Here is a 19,323-nt window from a genome sequence, read left to right as displayed (position 1 = left end):
ACCCATGAACACCGACACTGCAACCGATGAGACCGGGGCGCACCAGCACGGTTACATCAGCGACAAGGACCGTTACCGCAACCGCATGAAGCGCATCGAAGGCCAGGCCCGCGGCATCACCAAGATGATCGACGACGAGAAGTACTGCATCGACATCCTCACCCAGGTCTCCGCCTTGACCCGCGCCCTGCAGGGAGTGGCGACCGGCCTGCTCGATGACCACCTCAAGCACTGCGTGCTCGACGCCGCCAAGCAAGGCGATGAGGACGCGGCCATCGCCAAGATCCAGGAAGCCAGCGACGCCATCAATCGCCTCGTACGCTCCTGACACCATCCGATTTCGTCAATACAGGATGCCTCGGACCGGTTGCGCCCCAGGTCAAGACAAGGCTCTCGATGTCTCCTGGCAGGCGTGCGCTGCGCTTCGTCTTGCCCTTGGCACCGGCGAAATCGGGCTGCTTTAGGTCTTACCTGACGACATGAACACCTTCACCTGAGAAAAGAGTTGGGCATGCCCCTTGCCATTGTTACTCCGATCCAGCCCTCCAGGAGCCGCCTGAGACTCTGCGCGACCATGACTGCGCTGGCGACCAGCGCCGTCCTCCTGCTCAGCGGCTGTGCTGATGCGGAACCGTCCGCTGACGCAGGATCCGATCACTCACTGGTGGTCGAGCATAATCTAGACGGACTGAATGCACGGGAAATCATCAAGCGCCTCGACACAACGAAGGTGGCAGATCGCTCGTCTGAACTCATCGCTTCGATTGAACCCGACCAACTCGTCCTGACCGACGATCAGAACAATCAAACCACTCTGCCGATGCCAGAAGACGAATTCTACGTCTCTATCGCCCCATATCGCGGCCAGACTCACGAATGCTACTATCACAGCCTCACTACTTGCCGCGGCGAGCTCGCCAATACTGACGTCGACGTCACCGTGGTCGAGGCGACGTCCGGGAAGACCATCCTCGATGAAACACTCACGACTTACGACAACGGATTCGTCGGACTCTGGCTGCCCCGCGGCATTGACGCGACGCTCACGGTCAGAACCGAAGACCGCACCGCGAAACAAGACATCTCGACCCGCCTCGACGACCCCACCTGCTTGACCGCCCTCCAGCTAACTTGACGCCCGCACGCTGAAGATGGCGAGGAGCTGCAGATCACCGCGATGGGCGAGCCGCGGCTTCGGAGGGTGGGCACGACTGACTTGCTGATTGCATCGATATCCTTCAATATAGAGGCATGTCTAATCAAGCAGCTCTCACTGCACCCCCTGTGACGCAACGGCTCTCGACCCTGGACAGGTGGCTGCCGCTGTGGATCGGGCTGGCGATGGTCGCAGGCCTCCTTCTGGGACGATTCATTCCTGGAATCTCGGAGTTGCTGTCGCACATGGAGATCGGCGGTATTTCCGTGCCGATCGCGCTCGGCCTTCTCGTGATGATGTACCCGGTCCTGGCCAAGGTCCGCTACGACAAAGTCGCCGCCGTCACCGGCGACAAGAAGCTCCTCATCTCCTCTCTGGTACTCAATTGGCTCGCCGGGCCGGCGATCATGTTCGCCCTGGCCTGGCTGCTCCTGCCCGACCTTCCCGAGTACCGCACCGGGCTCATCATCGTCGGTCTGGCCCGCTGCATCGCCATGGTCGTGATCTGGAACGACCTGGCCTGCGGCGACCGCGAGGCGACCGCGGTGCTGGTGGCGATCAACTCGGTCTTCCAGGTCGTCATGTTCTCCGTCCTCGGCTGGTTCTACCTCAGCGTCCTGCCGAGCTGGCTCGGCCTGGACACACAAGGGCTCGAGGTGTCGATGGGCCAGATTGCCCTCAACGTCCTCGTCTTCCTCGGAGTGCCCCTGATCGCAGGATTCGCCTCGCGCTGGATCGGCGAGAAGCGCAAGGGCCGGGACTGGTACGAGGAGAAGTTCGTCCCGAAGATCGGACCATGGGCCTTGTACGGACTGCTGTTCACTGTCGTGCTGCTGTTCGCCCTCCAGGGTGAGCAGATCACGAGCCGGCCGCTGGACGTCGTCCGGATCGCTCTGCCACTGCTGGTGTACTTCGCCGTCATGTGGTTCGCGGGCCTGCTGCTGGGCAAGGGCATCGGCCTCGGCTATGCACGGTCGACGACGCTGGCATTTACCGCGGCGGGCAACAACTTCGAGCTCGCCATCGCCGTCGCGATCGGCACCTTCGGCGCGACTTCCGGCCAGGCACTGGCCGGCGTCGTCGGACCCCTCATCGAGGTGCCTGTCCTCGTCGGCCTCGTCTACGTCTCCCTCTGGGCCGCCAAGGCGTGGTTCCGCACCGACCCCTATAACCAGGAGGTACGAACGTCATGACCGACATCGCGCTGTCGCCAGCCACCCCCGATGAGGACTGCCCGCCCCAAGTGCCGCCGATCTCGACGGCCCTCGGTCAGGAGGTTGCCGCAATCCTCGCGGGCATCCTCAAAGCCCTCGCCGACCCATTGCGTCTGCGTATGCTCTCGGCGATCGCAGCCGATCCTCGCGGCGAGTCGTGCGTATGCGATCTCGCCGACCTCGCCGACGTCTCACAGCCGACCGTCTCCCACCACCTCAAGGTCCTCCGGACAGTGGGGCTGCTCGATTCCGAGCGCCGTGGGACTTGGGTCTGGTACACCATCGCGCCAGGGAAAAGTGCCGCTGTCGCCGCCTTGCTCGAAGGATTCGCACCGGCGGCCGTCGCCCCCAGCTCGGAACCGGAGACGACGGCCGCCGCAGAGCTGGAGAGCATGGACGAGCACATCGAGCGTCTGGCCGCCGACCTCGCCAACGCGACGTCGCAGCTGCCGCGGGATACCGTCACAAGCATCGTCCGGGAATCGTACACGGCGCTGGCCCGGTCGGCGAAGATCACACGCTACCTGGTGCCCCTGAGCGAGCGCTTCGCCCGGCAGCGACTGGCTGACCTCACCCGCAACCGAGCAACCGCACTGCCTCAGGTGCTGTTTGTCTGCGTCGCCAACGCAGGTCGCTCCCAGCTGGCCGCGGCGCTGACCCGCAGCCTGTCCGAGGGCAGGGTCGTCGCCCGATCCGCCGGCTCGACCCCGGCGACGGGCATCCACCCGCACGTGCGCGACCTCGTCGCCGACATCGACCGCGAGGCCGCCGACGAGGCGTTCCCCAAGCCGCTCACCGACGACGCCATTCGCGCCGCCGATGTCGTGGTGACCATGGGCTGCGGCGACGCCTGCCCCGTCGTCCCCGGAGTCCGGTACGAAGACTGGGCTGTCGGCGACCCGGCCCTGGCATCGCCGGAGGGACTCGCCGCTATCCGCGACGACATCGCTACACGCGTCAGCCGACTCCTCGCCACCTTCACCACCGAATGAACGAGAGAAGTACAGACATGAACGATCGCACGCCCTCAGTCCTGTTCGTCTGCGTCCACAACGCCGGCCGTTCCCAGATGGCTGCCGGCTGGCTGCGCCACCTCGCCGGGGACCGCATCGAGGTCCGCTCGGCCGGGTCGATGCCCGCCGAGCAGATCAATCCGGTCGCTGTCGAGGCCATGCTCGAGGTGGGGATCGACATCACTGCCGAGCAGCCCAAGGTGCTCACCGCCGAGGCCGTGCAGGACTCCGACGTCGTCATCACGATGGGCTGCGGTGACGCCTGCCCGTACTTCCCCGGCAAGCGCTACGAGGACTGGGAGCTCGACGATCCCGCTGGTCAGGGCATCGAGGCGGTGCGCCCGATTCGCGACGAGATCAGGTCTCGGATCGAGACGCTCACCGCAGAGCTGCTCGGCCAGGACCCGGCGCGGGCGTGAGTGACGTCGTCGTCATCGGAGGAGGCCAGGCCGGTCTCGCCGCGGGATATTTCCTCCGCCGCCCCGGCCTGGACTTCGTCATCCTCGACGAACAGGAACGACCGGGCGGGCCTGGCAACACGGCTGGCAGTCTCTCAGGATGTTCTCCCCAGCCCAGTACAGTCCTCTGCCCGGATGGCCGATGCCCGCCCAGGTCGGCGAGACGTTCCCCACCGCCGACCACGTCGTGGACTACCTCCAACGATACGAGGAACGCTACGAGTTGCCTATGCATCGGTCGGTCGGCGTCACCAGCGTCCGCCGGGAGAATGATCGTTGGATCGTGGACACGGACGCAGGCTCTCTCAATGCCTCTGCGGTGATCAGTGCCACTGGCACGTGGCAGAGTCCCTATCTGCCGTACTTCCCCGGTCAGGACACGTTCACCGGCAGGCAGCTGCACACCGTCGGCTACGACTCCCCTGACATGTTCGCCGGCCGACGGGTCGTGGTCGTCGGAGGAGGGAACTCGGCCGCGCAGATCCTCGCCGAGGTCTCCACAGTCACCGAGACCTTGTGGGTGACGCGTCGTCCGCCGCTGTTCATGCCCGACGAGGTGGACGGCAGAGTACTCTTCGACGTCGCTACTGCCCGCGAGGCAGCCCGTCGCTCTGGTCGTGATCACGACGGTGTGACGGGACTCGGAGACATCGTCATGGTGCCTCCCGTGCGCGAGGCTCGCGATCGCGGTGTCCTGGACCGCTCGCCCGTGTTCGACCGCCTCACCTCGAAGGGGGTCTCTTGGCACGACGGCCGAGAACACGAGTGCGATGCGATCATCTGGTGCACCGGTTTCCGTCCACACCTCCGACATCTCAGCGGGCTGGGGCTGACTCGCGACCATGGCCATCCCGTCACCGACGGCACTCGGAGCATCGACCACCCCGGACTGCACTTGCTCGGATACGGCGACTGGACCGGACTCGCCTCCGTCACCATCATCGGCGCGGCTCGCACCGCCAAGCCGGCCGTCGCCGAGATCGGCGCTTGGATGGCCAGGGCTTAACGCTCATGTCGGGCGTATCGATGGCACAGATGATATTGACGTCTATCGATGCGTCGCATAGATTCTATATAGATCATCATCGAATCAAGGAGTTGGCAGATGGACTGCTGGGAACACGAAACGGCCGGCCAGGGTTCTGTCCCCGCCGTCGCATTCTGCCGGCACTGCGGCGCGGCGCTGTGCCGGGATCATGCGACAGTCTGTACGGACGAACGCGTGCGCCAGAACGGCATGGGCTCGCCCACGCGCCTGCTGCCCGATGGCCGGAAGATCTGCTGCTCGACCTGCCGCGACGCTTTCGCCGAGTCCATCCCCGTGCACCGAGATGAGCAACGTTGGCGTGAATTTGCAGCCACTGGGCCAGAGTCCGCAGCCGCGTCGTGCTGATCCGACTGGCGCGCCCCTGTTGATGAGTGGTGGACATGAACGCCGTCCACTGGACCCTCGACGTTGGCCAGCCGCCGGCATGCCGGGACTGCTCGGCCGCGATGACATCGCGGCAAGTGTCCACGAGCTCAACGTCGTTCTTACCAACTATTGAACAAAGGTAGATATCGTGATCGAGAAGAAGCCGTCCGTCCTGTTCGTCTGCGTCAAGAACGCAGGCAAGTCGCAGATGGCCGCCGCACTCATGCGCCAGGTCGCCGGCGACTCCGTCCGGGTGCACTCGGCCGGCACCTCCCCCGGGACAGCGCTCAATGCCTTGTCCGCTGCCTCTGTCGCCGAGGTCGGGGCTAGCATGGCCGACGAGCACCCGAAGCCGATCGATCCCACTATGCTGCAGACTGCGGACCGCGTCGTCGTCATCGGCGACGAGGCCGTCGTCGAGCCCGTGCCGGGGATGGCCGGGACCATCGAGACATGGACGATCGACGAGCCCTCGGCGCGAGGGATCGAGGGCGAGGAACGAATGCGCCTGGTCCGCGACGAGCTCGCCGAGAAGGTCCGTTGCCTGGCCGCGGGGCTTGTCAAGACGTCAGAGCCCTGAGCCGGCCACGCACCCCTCGCCGTCGTCGCCTTCGCCCGCCTGGACGTTCTCTGGCGCGCTGGCGATCCTGAACACCTCCTCAAGGTCAGCGAGGACGGCGAAGTCGCTGGCGACGGTGCCGGTCGCCTCGGCCGTCGGCTTCACCAGGAGAGACTCGTCACCAGCAGCACTCAAGTTACTGCACATATGGATGCCAAAGGCCGATTGCGTCCACGATCGCCTCCCACCCGCTCGACATTCACTCCATCATCAGCCGGTGCGCCGGCGCGCCCATCCGGCTACGGGTTATCCGCATGTCCCCGTTGAGCTCAATACCGAATTGAGCAACTAATGGCACTCACCGCTGGCCGTCAATCCAGTCTCGCGCGCAGCGCCGCTTCGATCTGCTCCTGACCAGGTGCGCCAGCGAACCCCTTCCCTGTGGCATAAACCCGGCACGCCAGCGAACGAACCGGTGTCGTTGGGAACAGGTCGACACCGTCGACGAGGATCGTGGGCGAGCCTGCGAACTGCGCGTTCGTTGCATCGACCTCGGTGTGAATCGTGACCAATTGGATGGGCACGGCCGTGAGTCCGAGAACATCCAGTGCTGCGCGCGCGTTGGCTTCGGCGCTGGCCGTGTTCGGGCAGTCGACGATGTGGAGCAGTTCGACCTTCACGAGATCTGCTCCTTCCGGGCCCGGGCGGCACGCAGGCCGTTGAGGATCACGACGACCTCTGCGATCTCATGCACGAGCACCACAGCGGCAAGCCCCAAGACACCGAACAAGGCAAGCGGAAGCAGGACGGTGATGATCAGCAGCGACAGAACGATGTTCTGGTTGATGATGTGCCGTCCCCGGCGGGCGTGGTCGAACGCGCGCGGGAGCAGACGCAGGTCGTGGCCGGTGAAGGCGACGTCGGCTGACTCGATCGCGGCATCGGAACCGGTGGCACCCATCGCGATGCCGATGTCCGCAGCCGCGAGGGCCGGGGCGTCGTTGATGCCGTCGCCGATCATCGCGACCGATCCGTTCTTCTCGCCGAGCTCGGCGATCGCTGAGGCCTTGTCCTGGGGGCGCAGCTCGGCGCGCACGTCATCGATCCAGGCCTGCGCGGCCAGGGCGCGGGCGGTGCGGGCGTTGTCGCCGGTGAGCATCGTCACCTCGACGCCCTGTCCGGCGAGGGTGCGGACCACCTCGGGGACCTCGGGGCGCAGCTCGTCGCGGACGCCGATCGCAGCCGCGGCGGTGCCGTCACGGTGCACGATCACGACCGTCATGCCTTGCTCCTCCAGACCCGCGACCCGATCGCCGAGACTCCCGGCGTCGAGCCAGCGCGGGCTGCCGACCGTGATTCGCGCGCCGTCGAGGGTGCCTTCGATGCCGTGACCTGCCTGCTCGGTCACGGCATCGGCCACAGGCGTACCCGGTGCGGCGGCGGTGATCGCCGAAGCGAGCGGGTGGGTGCTGTGCTGCTCCAGTGCGGCCGCCCACGCCAGCGCCTGCGCCTCGGTCACTCCGTCGGCGGTGAGCACCGCGTTGACGGCGGGCTCGTTGCGGGTCAGGGTGCCAGTCTTGTCCACGGCGACGTGGCGGATCACGCCGAACCGCTCGAACACGGCACCCGACTTGATGATCACGCCGAACTTGCTCGCCGACCCGATCGCGGCCACCACCGTCAGCGGCACCGAGATCGCCAGTGCGCACGGCGAGGCCGCCACGAGCACCACGAGGGCGCGGGTGATCCACAGCTCCGGGTCGCCGAACAGCGACCCGATGACCGCCACCAGGACGGCGAGGATCAACACACCGGGCACGAGTGGTCGGGCGATGCGGTCGGCGAGGCGGGCGCGGTCACCCTTCTCCGCCTGCGCCTTCTCCACCAGGTCGACGATCGTGGTCAGCGAGTTGTCGGTGCCCGCAGCGGTCGTCTCGACTTCCAGCGCGCCGGCGGTGTTGATCGCCCCAGCCGACACCGTGTCGCCGGGCTCGACCTCGACCGGGATCGACTCGCCGGTGATCGCGGAGGTGTCCAGGCTGGATCGTCCCGTCCGGACGATGCCGTCGGTCGCGATCCGCTCGCCCGGCCGCACCAGCATGAACTGACGGACAGCGAGATCCTTGGCCGCGACCTCGACCGATGCGCCGCCTTGGCGGATCGTGGCGGTCTCCGGGACGAGCTTGAGCAGCGCCCGCAGCCCGCCGCGGGCGCGATCCATCGCCTTGTCCTCCAGTGCCTCGGCGATCGAGTACAAGAACGCCAGCGCAGCGGCCTCCTCGACGTAGCCGAGGATGACCGCGCCGATCGCGCTGATCGTCATCAGGAGGCTGATGCTGAGCTTGCCCTTGAACAGCTTCCGGATCGCGCCCGGGGTGAACGTCGACGCGCCCAACAGCAGACCGATCCAGAACAGCACCAACGCCGGGACCTCCAGCCCCGACCATTCCAGCACCAGGCCAGTTAAGAACGCGACGCCAGAGAAGACCGGGACCATGATCCCGGCATCACGCCACCAGGGACGTCCCTGCTCCTCCTCGGCTTCCTCCCCGGTCTGAGTCTCCGGCTCGTCGCAGCCGCACGCCGCGCTCACGCGCCCGACTCGCAGCAGCCCGGCACAGTGCACTCGGCGTCCACGCACGGCGCGTGCTCGTCGACCGCGAGGGTCACATCCATCAGGGCCGTCAGCGCCGCCGCGAGGTGCGGGTCGGCGATCTCGTAGCGCGTCTGCCGCCCCTCGGGCTCGGCCACGACGATCCCGCAGTCGCGCAGGCAGGTCAGATGGTTCGAGACGTTCGAACGGGTCAGCTCTAGCTCGCGCGAGAGCACGGCCGGGTAGCTCGGGCCGGCAAGCAGGGTCATCAGGATCCGAGAGCGGGTCGGGTCCGCAATGGCCCGGCCGAGTCGATTCATGACGTCGAGGCGTGAAGCAATAGTCAGCATGCACTGAACTATACAGTGGCCGCTGAACTATTGTCGATCCTTATGTTGGCTCGACGCTGATCCCACCCCGGGGATCCCCTCGATGACCTCACGATTGACGGCGGAACTCGCCGACCTGCATATCCAGCGGGCGCATCCGACCGGCGGTTGTCGCCCTGCCGTGTGTGCTGGCGACCGTGAGGACGGTCCCTACGGCGGCCACCGCGGCCAGGACCGCGAAACCGGTTGCGTAGCTGCCGGTGACCTCGGCAAGGACCGCACCGGCCCCGGGAGCCAAGGCGGTGGCCAGCAGGACCGGGAGGCCGAGGACGCCGGAGAGGCGGCCGTATCCGCGTGCGCCCCACCGATCAGTGACCGCGGTCGCCTGGAGCAGCGTCGCGATGCCGCGCCCGACCCCGGCGGTCATCGACGCCGCGACCAGCAGACCAACCGGCCCGGGGACCACAGCGAGCACCGAGGTGCTGACGGTGACGAGGCCGAACACGGTCACGGTGCGCACGGTCAGCGAGGCATGCCGGGCAAGAGCGGTGTAGACGAGCCGACCGGCGACCTGCCCGAGTCCGCCGAGGCCGAGCACCCAGGCGGCGGCCTGAGGACTCAGGCCGCGCTCGAGCATAAGCGGCACCAGAGCCAGCAACGCGGCGTACATCGCCAGGGCCACCAAGGTCAGTCCGGCGGCAAGCAACCGGAACCGTGAGTCCCGCACGACGCCGGCAGCGTATGCCTTCTCAGCCTCTGGCTCCTCCGCGTCGACATGCACCGGGCGGGGCCAGGGGCGTCGCAGCACGAGCCAGTGGACCGGGACCGTGAGGACCGCCAGTACGACCGCCGCCCAGAAGTACGTGCCTCGCCATCCCAGCTGGTCATACGCGGCTGCGGTCAACGGCGCGAAGACCGTGCTCGCCAGTCCTGCCACCAGCGTCAGCGTGGTCAGCGCGCCGAGTCGGCCCGCAACGAACCAGCCGGTGATCGCGGCGAAGGCCGGCGGGTAGAGCACTCCGGCCATGGCGACTCCGGCCAGCGCCCAACCGACGACGAACACCAACAGATTCGGCGACGCGGCAATCACCACCAGCGTCACGACGCCGAGACCCGAGCCAGCCGTCATGACGAGACGGGGTCCGTGCCGATCGATAAAGCGCCCGACCGGCACCCCGGCCAACGCCGACACAGCCAGGGCCACAGAGAACGCCGAGGTCACGGCCACCGACGACCAGCCAGTGTCCGAGCTGATCCGCGGAACCAGGACCGGGAAAGCATAGTAGAGCAAGCCCCACGAGACGATCTCGGTCACGCACAGCGCAGCCAGCACCCTTCCCCGCCCGGGCCGCACAACAGCCTCAGCCAACGACGACGCCCCTCGACTGCCTGGCCAGGGCATCGACGACGTAACCCGCGTCGCGGTGGACACCGCGCAGGGTGTTCGACGAGAACGAGCGCTGGAACTCCAGGCCCAGGAACGCCAGGCCAGGCAGCACGGTCGAGACGCCGCGATCGTGCCTCGGCGCGCCGGCCTCATCGAGGACGCCGAGAGATCGCAGGTACGGCATGTGCGGCCGATAGCCTGTCGCGAAGACTATTGAGTCGACGCGCTCCCGCGAGCCGTCGGGCCACGCGACACCGTCCGGGACGTAATTGGCGAACATCGGCCGCTCGTCTGGATGTGCCGCCTCGAGCGCAGCCCTGTACTGTCCGTCGTCGATGATCGGTGTGCCTGTGATGATCCTGGCGAGGACCGACGGCGGCAGGAGGTCAGCGCGGGTGAACCGCAACCACCAGTGCAGGTCGCGCCCGGCAATGACCTGCGGCGCATACCGGACACGGTCCCGCACCGCCAGCGACGTCTCCGCGTGGTCGGCCAGTTCGTGGGCGATCTGGACGGCAGAGTTGCCCGCACCGACGACCACGACCCGCTGACCGGCGAACTCCTCCGGCGACCGGTAGTCGGCCACGTGCAGGACCCGGCCCTGAAATTTCTCCCGGCCGGGGATCATCGGCACGTAGGGGTTGGCGAACGACCCCGAGGCAGCGATGAGTGCATCCCCGACCAGGCTGCTCCCATCGGCCAGCTCCACGGCAAAGCCCGGGCCGTCGGCGGCGACCTCGGTGACGCGAGCATTGGTCCGCACCTCGACGCCCAGCCACTCTGCGTAGCCGCGGAGGTAGTCGGCGACCTCGTCGCGGCCCGGGTACCCGTCGGGGTCGCCGGGGAACCGGTGACCCGGGAAGGCGCTGTACCGGCGCGGGGAGAACAGCCGCAGGCTGTCGTAGTAGCGCGGCCACGACCCAACCGGCTCGTCACCGGCCTCGAGCACCACCGGCTCCCAGCCGCGGTCACGCCCAGCACGGGCCGCGGCGAGGCCCGACTGCCCGCCGCCCACGATCAACAGGCGACCGCGGCTCATCCGTCGGTCCTCGTGCCGATCTGGACCAGCTGGGGCGCGGGTGTGCAGCACCCGCCCGACGTCGCCTGCTCCGGGGCGTCGAACAGGCCCGATCCGCCGCACACGCCGGTGTCAGGCAGCTCCAGCTCGACACGGTCAGCCGCCTCGTGATCGCCGGCGAGCTCGGCGACGACACTGCGGACCTGCTCGTATCCGGTCATCGCTAGAAACGTTGGAGCGCGGCCGTAGGACTTCGCGCCGACGATGTAGAAGCCCGGTTCCGGGTGGGCGAGATCGGTCGCCCCCGTGGCGCGCACTGAGCCGCAGGAATGAAGATTCGGATCAACCTCAGTGGCGACCTTCGTCGGAGCCTGCAGGCGCACGTCGAGGTCGAGTCGGACTTCGGAGAGGAACGACAGGTCGGGACGAAAGCCCGTCGCGACGACCACTCGGTCCGCGGGTTCGAGTCGGCGTCCGTCCTCGGCGACGAGCACCGCCCGACCGTCTTCGACGAGGACCCGCTCGGTACGGAATCCGGTGACGAGGTCGATGAAGCCATCCTCGACTACCTTCTTCGCTCGCTGGCCCAGGGCACCGCGCTCGGGCAGTTCGTCGGCGGAACCGCCGCCGAAGGCGTTGCCGACGGTACCGCGGCGCAGCGCCCAGGTCACCCGGGTGCCCGGCTCGCGGCGGACCACTGTCGCGAGGTCGCCGATCGCGGTCGCGGCCGAGTGGCCGCTGCCGACCACGACGATGTGCTTGCCTGCCAGTTCGGCGGCCTCCTCGCGGCTCGGCGTGCGGTGATCAAGTAGGCCGGCTTCGACGGCGGCCTGTTCGCCGAGGGCGGGCAGTCCCTCCGCGCCCGCCGGGCTCGGTGCCCGCCAGGTGCCCGAGGCGTCGACCACAGCCTTGGCCTCAAGCCGTTCTTCAGTGTCGTCGGCGCGGCGGACGTGGACGACGAACGGCTGCTCCGCGCGGCCGGCGTCGACCGAGAGGTCGCGGCCCTTGCGGCCCACGCCTATGACGCGGGAGCTGTAGCGAACACGGTCGCTCAGCGTCTCGGCCAGCGGGGCCAGGTATTCCTCGACCCACTGAGCGCCGGTCGGGTAGCCGGTCTCGGGCGCGCTCCAACCGGTCGGCTCGAGCAGCCGGCGCGACGCTGGGTCGATGAGCTCGGACCACGGCGAGAACAGGCGGACGTGGCCCCACTCGGATACCGCAGATGCCGGACCGTCGCCCGACTCCAGGACCACGGGCTCCAGGCCTCGCTCGAGCAGATGAGCAGCAGCGGCCAGGCCCTGCGGACCGGCCCCGATAACGACGACGGGATTCACTTCAACCTCCATGTATTGATGTTCTTCGATGGGTCGAGCTTGCCCCACATATCGACAGATGTCAATGCATGAGGCAGAATGGACCCATGACCACTCCCCCAGCCATCGAGTCCGCATCCGACGTCGCGCCCTGCTGCGTCCTCGGCGAGACGATCGACGACGCGGTCGCCCAGGACCTCGCCAGGGTGTTCAAGGCTCTCGGCGATCCCACCCGGGTCAAGCTCATGTCCATCATCGCCGGAAGCAGCGCGGGCGAGATGTGCGTCTGCGACCTCACAGAACCGGTAGGCCTGTCGCAGCCGACGGTCTCCCACCACATGAAGCTGCTCGTCGAGGCCGGCCTGGTCGAGCGCGAGCAGCGCGGCCGCTGGGCGTACTACCGGCCGACCATCGACACCCTGGCGTCCGCAGCCAAGGCGCTCATCGCCTGATGGAAGGCGTGCGCGTCTGTCGACGGAGTGCCTGATTGCCGGACGACCCTCGCTCAGCAGCACTGGCGTCACCAAGACCGATTCTTCCTGCTGCGACAGCCTGCGGAAACCTGCGACGCAGCGGACACGTCGACCAAGACGAGCCAGTGCTAACTTGAAAGCACTACATCCCTCACGCCTCTCCACGATGCGCACTTGGGGGATTTTCTCTGCCCACGTCGTCAAGCTCAGACCGGTCGGTGCTGAGCCTTATCGAGCTCCGCCAGCACCTCGCCAGGATTCTTGACCAGGTCGAACAGGCTGCTTGTCCGGCGGGCCCACCGCGCTGGGTCGTCACCCTCAGCAAACGCGGCAGCCGAGGCGAACTGGTCGTGGAGATTGACCGGCAATAGGTCAGCCAGCTCCGCACCGAACTCGCCAGCGCGGCCGGCTCGAGGAGACGAAGGCCGCAAGAATCTGCCCGGCTTCCCGGTCGCCGGGATCAGTTCGTCTGATGCACCTTCAAGGGCTGCGACAGCGTCGCTCACCCAATCGGTGTCCCAGGCATCAGACAGAGGTACCGCGATCTGCTGAACGCCTTGGATCGCATCTCGTCCCAGCGCCAGTGAGAGCCCGCCTGGATCCTCGTGGTAGTTGAGGTAGCGTGCGACGTCGATTCCTGGAGGGCAGACCTCGGCGAAGACGACGTCACCAAGCCAGTTGCTGGGATCGACGATCCAACCCTCCCGTTCTGTGACAGATGGTTTCAGATGGACCCGGTAGAGGTAAAACTGATTGCCTCGGTCAGCCTGGTCGCGCATTCGCCTGAGCATGTTGTGCACCGCGGCCTCGTACGTGCCGACGTGGAGCGCTTTCGCCCGCTGCCGCGCGGCCCACGCTGTGACCCTCTCGTCGCCGCCCATCATCCTTCGGATCCCGGGCGTCAAGTCCGCCGCGGGGTCGAAGTCCCTCGACGGCCAGTCCGGCTGCGTGCTCGTGTGATACCAGAAAAACTGTGCTACCAGGTCGTCGTTCAGGGCAGGGTCGCCAGCATCGACCGTCACTCTGGGTGCGTCCTCGTGCTCGCACGTCAGGCCGCAGCCGGGACATGTCTCCTTCGCCTGCTCCCAGCGGTCGATCCAGTCCAGGTCGACGACGAAACAATGGCCGCAGCCGCCGCACAGCATGCGCCGATCGCGCCAGAAGTCAAGGGGTCGTTCCATGGCTCCATTCTCCAGGAACGTCTTGCAGAGAAGGACCAACAATCTGGTCCGGGTCGACGGGATGGTCTGTGGTCGTCGGTGCACGAGCTCTAGAACGAATCTCAGAAAGGCTGATTGACCGAAGCCAATCGTGGCCGCCCTGAACGCACGACTCCAGACCTGCGAGCTCATCGCACATTTCGATTACACCAAAGGAGAACTCCTCCTCATAGGCGGAGACGTTCCGATCGTTGACGACAATGGCCGGCTGATAGATGCACTTGGCCTCCCGGGTGGCACCCCCGAGCAAGACGCGGAAGTCGCCCGCGATACAACGGGCTACGAGCTCATCCTGCTCGGCGCGACGAAGCTGCTCATCGCACCGGCCTCCTCGACTGCCGCTGTGAAGTCCCGCTCGGATACTGAGTGCAGCAGGTCGGCCGGCGATCGATCCGAGCCGTCCGGACCCTTCGGTAATCCAGAGTGCGATGTCTGCCACCAGTCCAACAGCGCAGACGCGAGCAGTGTTGGGTCTGTGTCTGCGTATGTGGTGACGAACATTCTGTTAATTTCCGCGAGGGCGTCGATGATTTTGCCGTCACGGAACTGGAAAGCGGGATAGTGCCTGGTCTTCCCGAGTTCGACCTCGATTACGACTTGGTATTTCCGATAGGCCCGCAACAGGCTGCGTTGAGCCGCCTTCATCGCTCGCGCGGCCTGCTCTGGCGTCCGATCGTACTCGGCGTCGATGACCTCTGCGCCAGTCAACGACGCTCGCGTCTCGGCGGCCGTCCGACACTCAGCACGGTCAAGCAGACTCGCCGCCAGCATGGGCGAAGCGTCGAGTGCGAAGCCCCGGTCCCATACAGGGCTGCTCCGCCAATCGTCGGGAAACCCGAGCTGCAACATTGAGAATCCAATCTCCTGCGACCTGGCTTCAATGAAGTCCGCGAAGTCGACGACATCCGACCGCTCCGGCGCGATGCTCAACATGAGGTGACGCAAGATGAGCAGCACGCCATAGAGCTTGTTATCCACGCCCTTGTCCGCGAGCGAAGCCAGAAGGTGGCTCGGGTCCGCGCGTGTCTGTCCCGGTGCGTCGATGACCACGTCGAACGTACGGTTCCACAAGCGGCCGTAATGCGCACAGATGTTCCGGACGTTGCGGATGTTGTTAAGCCAATTGCTCAGTGCACCGCGGTCGCCGCTACCGTCGGCGGTGCAGATTTGGAAGCGCGCGGCGAGGATCTCCTGATCGCCCTGGGGCATCAGGTCGTAAAGGCCGCTCAGGACGCCGAACGACATCACCTCCGTGGCGACCCAGATCGGCAGATGTGGACCGTATGTCTCGCGGAAGTGCACGACGAAGTCTCCGCGTGCGCGCTTCTCGTGGCGGTCGTACTCCTCGAGCCATTCGCGGTAGGCAGTGGTCGGCTCGGGAGACTCACTCGGGTCCGCCGACCGGAGCGCGCCAAGGTCGTCCGGCCGCCGATGGGCGAATCGGTCCGCCCTGCCGAGCCGGTGACCGATGTGGAACCGGAACGACGTTTCGACCATGCTGATGAAGTCACTTAGACGGGTCCGCAGCTCGTGGTCGAACTCGTACAGGGCGACCACGTGGGCCAGGCTCGTCTCGGGCATGAACGAGTCCAGGCGGATCTCGCGGCCGTCCTTGTCGAAACGGTCTGCAGGAGGCTCGGGTCGAGCTCGGTAGAGGTGCCAGTACCCGGACAGCCGGTAGTACCCGTAGCGTTCGAGGACGCCGGCAGCGAAGGTCTCTGTTCCGCAGTCCATGCCCCGCGTGCGCAGCCGCTGGATCTGCTCGGGGATCGTCAGGAATGGCTTGGCGTAGGTGCTGTCCGGCGTGCTCATCTGCTTATCGTCCTCGTGTCCCCGGCGCGGGGCAGAAAGAGAACAGGCCCGCGTCTCATCTAGAGAAGCGGACCTGTCGTGTTGGTACTAGCTTACGGCATCGGTTCACACGGACCAAACGGGCCGACGGAGCAGGACGAGGCCTTCATGAATCGCCAGCCTCACTAAGTCAATGCGTTGGCCGGGCTCTGGATTCGCTCTGAAGACTGGCCATGCAACTGCGCGCTAGAGACATCGGCGACTGGGCAGACGACCCGTTCTGGCGTCGCCACCTCGACTGAACCATAGCCACACACATGGCCCCGTCAGGCCAGAGCCTGACGGGGCGCATGTGTGAGACGCTAGAGCTACACATAAGCGGGCATGTCAGCTGTCAGATCGCCTTCTATCTGAGCGGTTCAGCTCAACTACCGGCAAGTTGGCGAAGCACGTACTGCAGGATGCCGCCGTTGCGGTAGTAGTCGGCTTCACCCGGGGTGTCGATGCGGACGACGGCGTCGAATTCGACCTTCGTGCCGTCTTCCTTCTCGGCGGTGACCTTGACGGTCGCCGGGGTCTTGCCCTCGTTGAGCTCCGTGACGCCTTCGATGGAGAAGGTCTCGGTGCCGTCGAGTCCGAGCGAATCAGCGGATTCGCCGGCGGGGAACTGCAGCGGCAGAACGCCCATGCCGATGAGGTTCGAGCGGTGGATGCGCTCGAAGCTCTCGGTGATGACGGCTTCGACGCCGAGCAGCTTGGTGCCCTTGGCAGCCCAGTCACGCGAGGATCCCGAGCCGTACTCCTTGCCACCGAGGACGACCAGCGGGGTGCCGGCGGCCTGGTAGTTCACGGAGGCGTCGTAGATCGTCGTCTGCGGTCCGCCCTCCTGCGAGAAGTCGCGGGTGAAGCCACCCTGGACTCCGTCGAGGAGCTGGTTCTGCAGACGGATGTTCGCGAACGTTCCGCGGATCATGACTTCGTGGTTGCCGCGGCGCGAGCCGTAGGAGTTGAAGTCCTTGCGCTCGACGCCGTGCTCGACGAGATACTTGCCGGCCGGGGTGTCGGCCTTGAAGGAACCTGCGGGCGAGATGTGGTCGGTGGTCACCGAGTCGCCGAGCTTCGCGAGCACGCGAGCACCCTTGATGTCCTTGACGGCTTCGGGCTTGAGGCCCATGCCGTCGAAGAAGGTGGGCTTGCGCACGTAGGTCGACTCGTCGTCCCACTCGAAGACCTTGCCTTCGGGGGTGTCGAGCTGCTGCCAGCGCTCGTCACCATCGAAGATGCGACCGTATTCGTTGTCGAACATGTCGGTCGAGATCGACGAGGAGATGACCGACTCGACCTCTTCAGGCGAAGGCCAGAGGTCGGCCAGGTAGACGTCGACGCCATCCGAGTCCTTGCCCAGGGGCTGGTTCTCGAAGTCGAAGTCCATGGTTCCGGCCAGCGCGTAGGCGATGACCAGCGGAGGCGAAGCGAGGTAGTTCATCTTCACATCGGGGCTGATGCGGCCCTCGAAGTTGCGGTTGCCCGACAGGACTGCCGTGACCGAGAGGTCGTTGTCCTGGATGCTGTTCGAGATCTCCGAGTCCAGCGGACCGGAGTTGCCGATGCAGGTGGTGCAGCCGTAGCCGACGATGTAGAAGTTCAGCGCTTCGAGGTCCTCGATGAGGCCGGCCTTGTTGTAGTACTCGGTGACGACCTTCGAACCCGGTGCGATCGAGGTCTTGACCCACGGCTTCGAGTTGAGTCCGCGCTTGCGGGCATTGCGTGCCAGCAGGCCGGCGGCCATCATCACCGAGGGGTTCGAGGTGTTGGTGCAGGAGGTGATCGAGGCGATCGCCACGGCACCGTTGGCCAGCTCGAAGTTGCGTCCGTCGGCAGTGCTGACGTCCACGGACTTGTTCTCTTCGCCGGGAGCGGCGTAGTTGTGGATGTCCTTGGCGAACTGGCTCTTGGCATCGGAGAGTTCGATGCGGTCCTGGGGGCGCTTCGGTCCGGAGATCGAGGGCACCACGGTGGACAGGTCGAGTTCGAGGTACTCGGAGTACTCGACTTCGTTCTCCGGATCGTGCCAGAGTCCCTGCGTCTTGGCGTAGTCCTCGACGAGCTGGATCTGCTCTTCCGAGCGGCCGGTGAGCTTGAGGTAGTCGATGGTGACCTCGTCGATCGGGAAGATCGCGGCGGTCGAACCGAACTCGGGGCTCATGTTGCCGATGGTGGCGCGGTTGGCCAGCGGCACCTCGGCGACGCCCTTGCCGTAGAATTCGACGAACTTGCCGACGGCTCCGTGCTGGCGGAGCATATCGGTGATCGTGAGGACGACGTCCGTGGCCGTGACACCGGAGGGGATCTCACCGGTGAGCTTGAAGCCGACGACGCGCGGGATGAGCATGGAGACCGGCTGGCCGAGCATGGCAGCCTCTGCCTCGATGCCGCCGACGCCCCAACCGAGCACACCGAGGCCGTTGACCATCGTGGTGTGCGAGTCGGTGCCGACCAGGGTGTCCGGGTAGGCCCGGAGAACTCCGTCGACCTCGCGCGGCATGACCACGCGAGCCAGGTGCTCGATGTTGACCTGGTGGACGATGCCCATGCCCGGAGGCACGACCTTGAAGTCTTCGAATGCGGTCTGGCCCCAGCGCAGGAACTGGTAGCGCTCACCGTTGCGCTGGTATTCGATGTCCATGTTCAGTTCGACGGCGTCGGCGGTGCCGAAGCGGTCGATCTGCACCGAGTGGTCGATGACCAGCTCGGCCGGAGCCAGCGGGTTGACCTGATCCGGGCTGCCGCCGAGCTCGACGACCTTCTCGCGCATGGTGGCGAGGTCGACGATGCAGGGCACACCGGTGAAGTCCTGCATCACCACGCGGGCCGGGGTGAACTGGATCTCGGTATCGGGTTCGGCGTTGGGGTCCCAGCTGCCGAGGGCTTCAATATGTTCCGAAGTGATGTTTGCGCCGTCTTCCGTGCGCAGCAGGTTCTCCAACAGCACCTTGAGGCTGAAGGGAAGCTTCTCCGACCCTTTGACCTGGTCAAGGCGATAGATCTCATAATCCTTATCGCCCACGGTCAGGGTGCTCTTCGACTTGAACGTATCGACGTTGCTCATCGTGATTCTCCTGTTTCATCCGACACTCATCCAAGAAACCGGGCCCGTCCGACTCGGCGGTCGGACCCTTGCATCACGCACCGATTTACGCGACACATATGTTTCCAAAAGTATCTTGACGTCAAGATAAATTCTATCGCATTTGAGGGGCTTTGACCACCATGGCACAAGGAGGCGCGATTCGCTTCGATCGGGTTTTCCGCAGGCTCTCGTGCGGGCATCACCAGGGCCGCGGCAGCGCCTGACGACCTAGCGTGAGAAGCACAGACAAAGAGG

18 protein-coding genes and 1 pseudogene are annotated in these 19,323 nt (G+C 66.0%); 9 read left to right on the top strand and 10 right to left on the bottom strand.

From position 1 onward, the window contains the following. Positions 1-4: 4 nt before the first annotated feature. The 8 genes and pseudogenes from BLU88_RS10065 (at position 5) to BLU88_RS10035 (ending at position 5,835) form a co-directional block, all read left to right on the top strand. Positions 5-328: a metal-sensitive transcriptional regulator gene (locus tag BLU88_RS10065; protein WP_173152888.1), complete on the top strand. Its 324-nt coding sequence runs from the start codon at positions 5-7 to the stop codon at positions 326-328. Between the two features lie 246 nt (positions 329-574). Next, positions 575-1,135, top strand: coding sequence for a CueP family metal-binding protein (locus tag BLU88_RS10060; RefSeq protein WP_167356950.1), 561 nt, complete (start codon positions 575-577; stop codon positions 1,133-1,135). A 116-nt stretch (positions 1,136-1,251) separates the two neighbouring features. Then, positions 1,252-2,349: an ACR3 family arsenite efflux transporter gene (gene arsB, locus BLU88_RS10055; protein WP_092013175.1), complete on the top strand. Its 1,098-nt coding sequence runs from the start codon at positions 1,252-1,254 to the stop codon at positions 2,347-2,349. Further along, on the top strand, positions 2,346-3,362 hold the full coding sequence (locus BLU88_RS10050) for a metalloregulator ArsR/SmtB family transcription factor (protein WP_092013172.1): 1,017 nt from the start codon (positions 2,346-2,348) through the stop codon (positions 3,360-3,362). The genes arsB and BLU88_RS10050 overlap by 4 nt, the downstream gene beginning before the upstream one ends. A gap of 17 nt (positions 3,363-3,379) precedes the next feature. Continuing rightward, positions 3,380-3,802, top strand: coding sequence for an arsenate reductase ArsC (locus BLU88_RS10045; RefSeq protein WP_092013169.1), 423 nt, complete (start codon positions 3,380-3,382; stop codon positions 3,800-3,802). Next, positions 3,799-3,894: pseudogene (locus tag BLU88_RS19030) on the top strand (FAD-binding protein); the annotation flags it as partial. The gene BLU88_RS10045 and the pseudogene BLU88_RS19030, both read left to right, overlap by 4 nt. Before the next feature lie 47 nt (positions 3,895-3,941). After that, positions 3,942-4,847, top strand: a complete 906-nt coding sequence (locus BLU88_RS10040; RefSeq protein WP_331712432.1) for an ArsO family NAD(P)H-dependent flavin-containing monooxygenase — start codon at positions 3,942-3,944, stop codon at positions 4,845-4,847. A 556-nt stretch (positions 4,848-5,403) separates the two neighbouring features. Continuing rightward, a complete protein-coding gene (locus tag BLU88_RS10035; RefSeq protein WP_157689076.1) occupies positions 5,404-5,835 on the top strand; it encodes an arsenate-mycothiol transferase ArsC in 432 nt (143 codons plus the stop codon). On the opposite strand, the gene BLU88_RS10030 is transcribed toward BLU88_RS10035, so the two are convergent. The 7 genes from BLU88_RS10030 to BLU88_RS10000 form a co-directional block, all read right to left on the bottom strand. Further along, positions 5,824-5,979, bottom strand: coding sequence for a hypothetical protein (locus BLU88_RS10030; RefSeq protein WP_157689074.1), 156 nt, complete (start codon positions 5,977-5,979; stop codon positions 5,824-5,826). The two genes, BLU88_RS10035 and BLU88_RS10030, sit on opposite strands and share 12 nt — an antisense overlap. 206 nt (positions 5,980-6,185) lie before the next feature. After that, complete coding sequence (locus BLU88_RS10025; protein ID WP_039209028.1) at positions 6,186-6,494, bottom strand: hypothetical protein; 309 nt, start codon at positions 6,492-6,494, stop codon at positions 6,186-6,188. Continuing rightward, complete coding sequence (locus BLU88_RS10020; protein WP_197678128.1) at positions 6,491-8,407, bottom strand: heavy metal translocating P-type ATPase; 1,917 nt, start codon at positions 8,405-8,407, stop codon at positions 6,491-6,493. Before BLU88_RS10020 ends, BLU88_RS10025 begins: the two co-directional genes overlap by 4 nt. Beyond that, positions 8,404-8,757, bottom strand: a complete 354-nt coding sequence (gene cmtR / locus BLU88_RS10015; RefSeq protein ID WP_092013163.1) for a Cd(II)/Pb(II)-sensing metalloregulatory transcriptional regulator CmtR — start codon at positions 8,755-8,757, stop codon at positions 8,404-8,406. The genes BLU88_RS10020 and cmtR overlap by 4 nt, the downstream gene beginning before the upstream one ends. A gap of 88 nt (positions 8,758-8,845) precedes the next feature. Further along, positions 8,846-10,105, bottom strand: a complete 1,260-nt coding sequence (locus BLU88_RS10010; protein WP_209043948.1) for an MFS transporter — start codon at positions 10,103-10,105, stop codon at positions 8,846-8,848. Next, the gene (locus BLU88_RS10005; protein WP_092013160.1) at positions 10,098-11,162 is read right to left on the bottom strand and encodes a flavin-containing monooxygenase; all 1,065 of its coding nucleotides are present in this window, start codon (positions 11,160-11,162) and stop codon (positions 10,098-10,100) included. The genes BLU88_RS10010 and BLU88_RS10005 overlap by 8 nt, the downstream gene beginning before the upstream one ends. Continuing rightward, on the bottom strand, positions 11,159-12,487 hold the full coding sequence (locus tag BLU88_RS10000; protein WP_092013157.1) for an FAD-dependent oxidoreductase: 1,329 nt from the start codon (positions 12,485-12,487) through the stop codon (positions 11,159-11,161). Before BLU88_RS10000 ends, BLU88_RS10005 begins: the two co-directional genes overlap by 4 nt. A gap of 74 nt (positions 12,488-12,561) precedes the next feature. On the opposite strand from BLU88_RS10000, the gene BLU88_RS09995 reads away from it, so the two are divergent. After that, positions 12,562-12,906, top strand: a complete 345-nt coding sequence (locus BLU88_RS09995) for an ArsR/SmtB family transcription factor (RefSeq protein WP_092013154.1) — start codon at positions 12,562-12,564, stop codon at positions 12,904-12,906. Positions 12,907-13,133: 227 nt separating this feature from the next. On the opposite strand, the gene BLU88_RS09990 is transcribed toward BLU88_RS09995, so the two are convergent. The 3 genes from BLU88_RS09990 to acnA form a co-directional block, all read right to left on the bottom strand. After that, positions 13,134-14,279 carry a hypothetical protein gene (locus BLU88_RS09990; protein ID WP_197678127.1) on the bottom strand — a complete coding sequence of 382 codons (1,146 nt, stop codon included), beginning with the start codon at positions 14,277-14,279 and terminating at the stop codon, positions 13,134-13,136. A gap of 147 nt (positions 14,280-14,426) precedes the next feature. Continuing rightward, complete coding sequence (locus tag BLU88_RS09985) at positions 14,427-15,959, bottom strand: Abi family protein (protein ID WP_092013151.1); 1,533 nt, start codon at positions 15,957-15,959, stop codon at positions 14,427-14,429. 403 nt (positions 15,960-16,362) lie between these two features. Beyond that, positions 16,363-19,047 carry an aconitate hydratase AcnA gene (gene acnA, locus BLU88_RS09980; protein WP_092013148.1) on the bottom strand — a complete coding sequence of 895 codons (2,685 nt, stop codon included), beginning with the start codon at positions 19,045-19,047 and terminating at the stop codon, positions 16,363-16,365. Positions 19,048-19,323 lie beyond the last annotated feature (276 nt).

It is taken from the genome of Brevibacterium siliguriense (genome assembly GCF_900105315.1).
GTDB lineage: Bacteria > Actinomycetota > Actinomycetes > Actinomycetales > Brevibacteriaceae > Brevibacterium > Brevibacterium siliguriense.
Note: the sequence above shows the minus strand (reverse complement) of the source record. Positions and strands in the feature narration are given on the sequence as shown.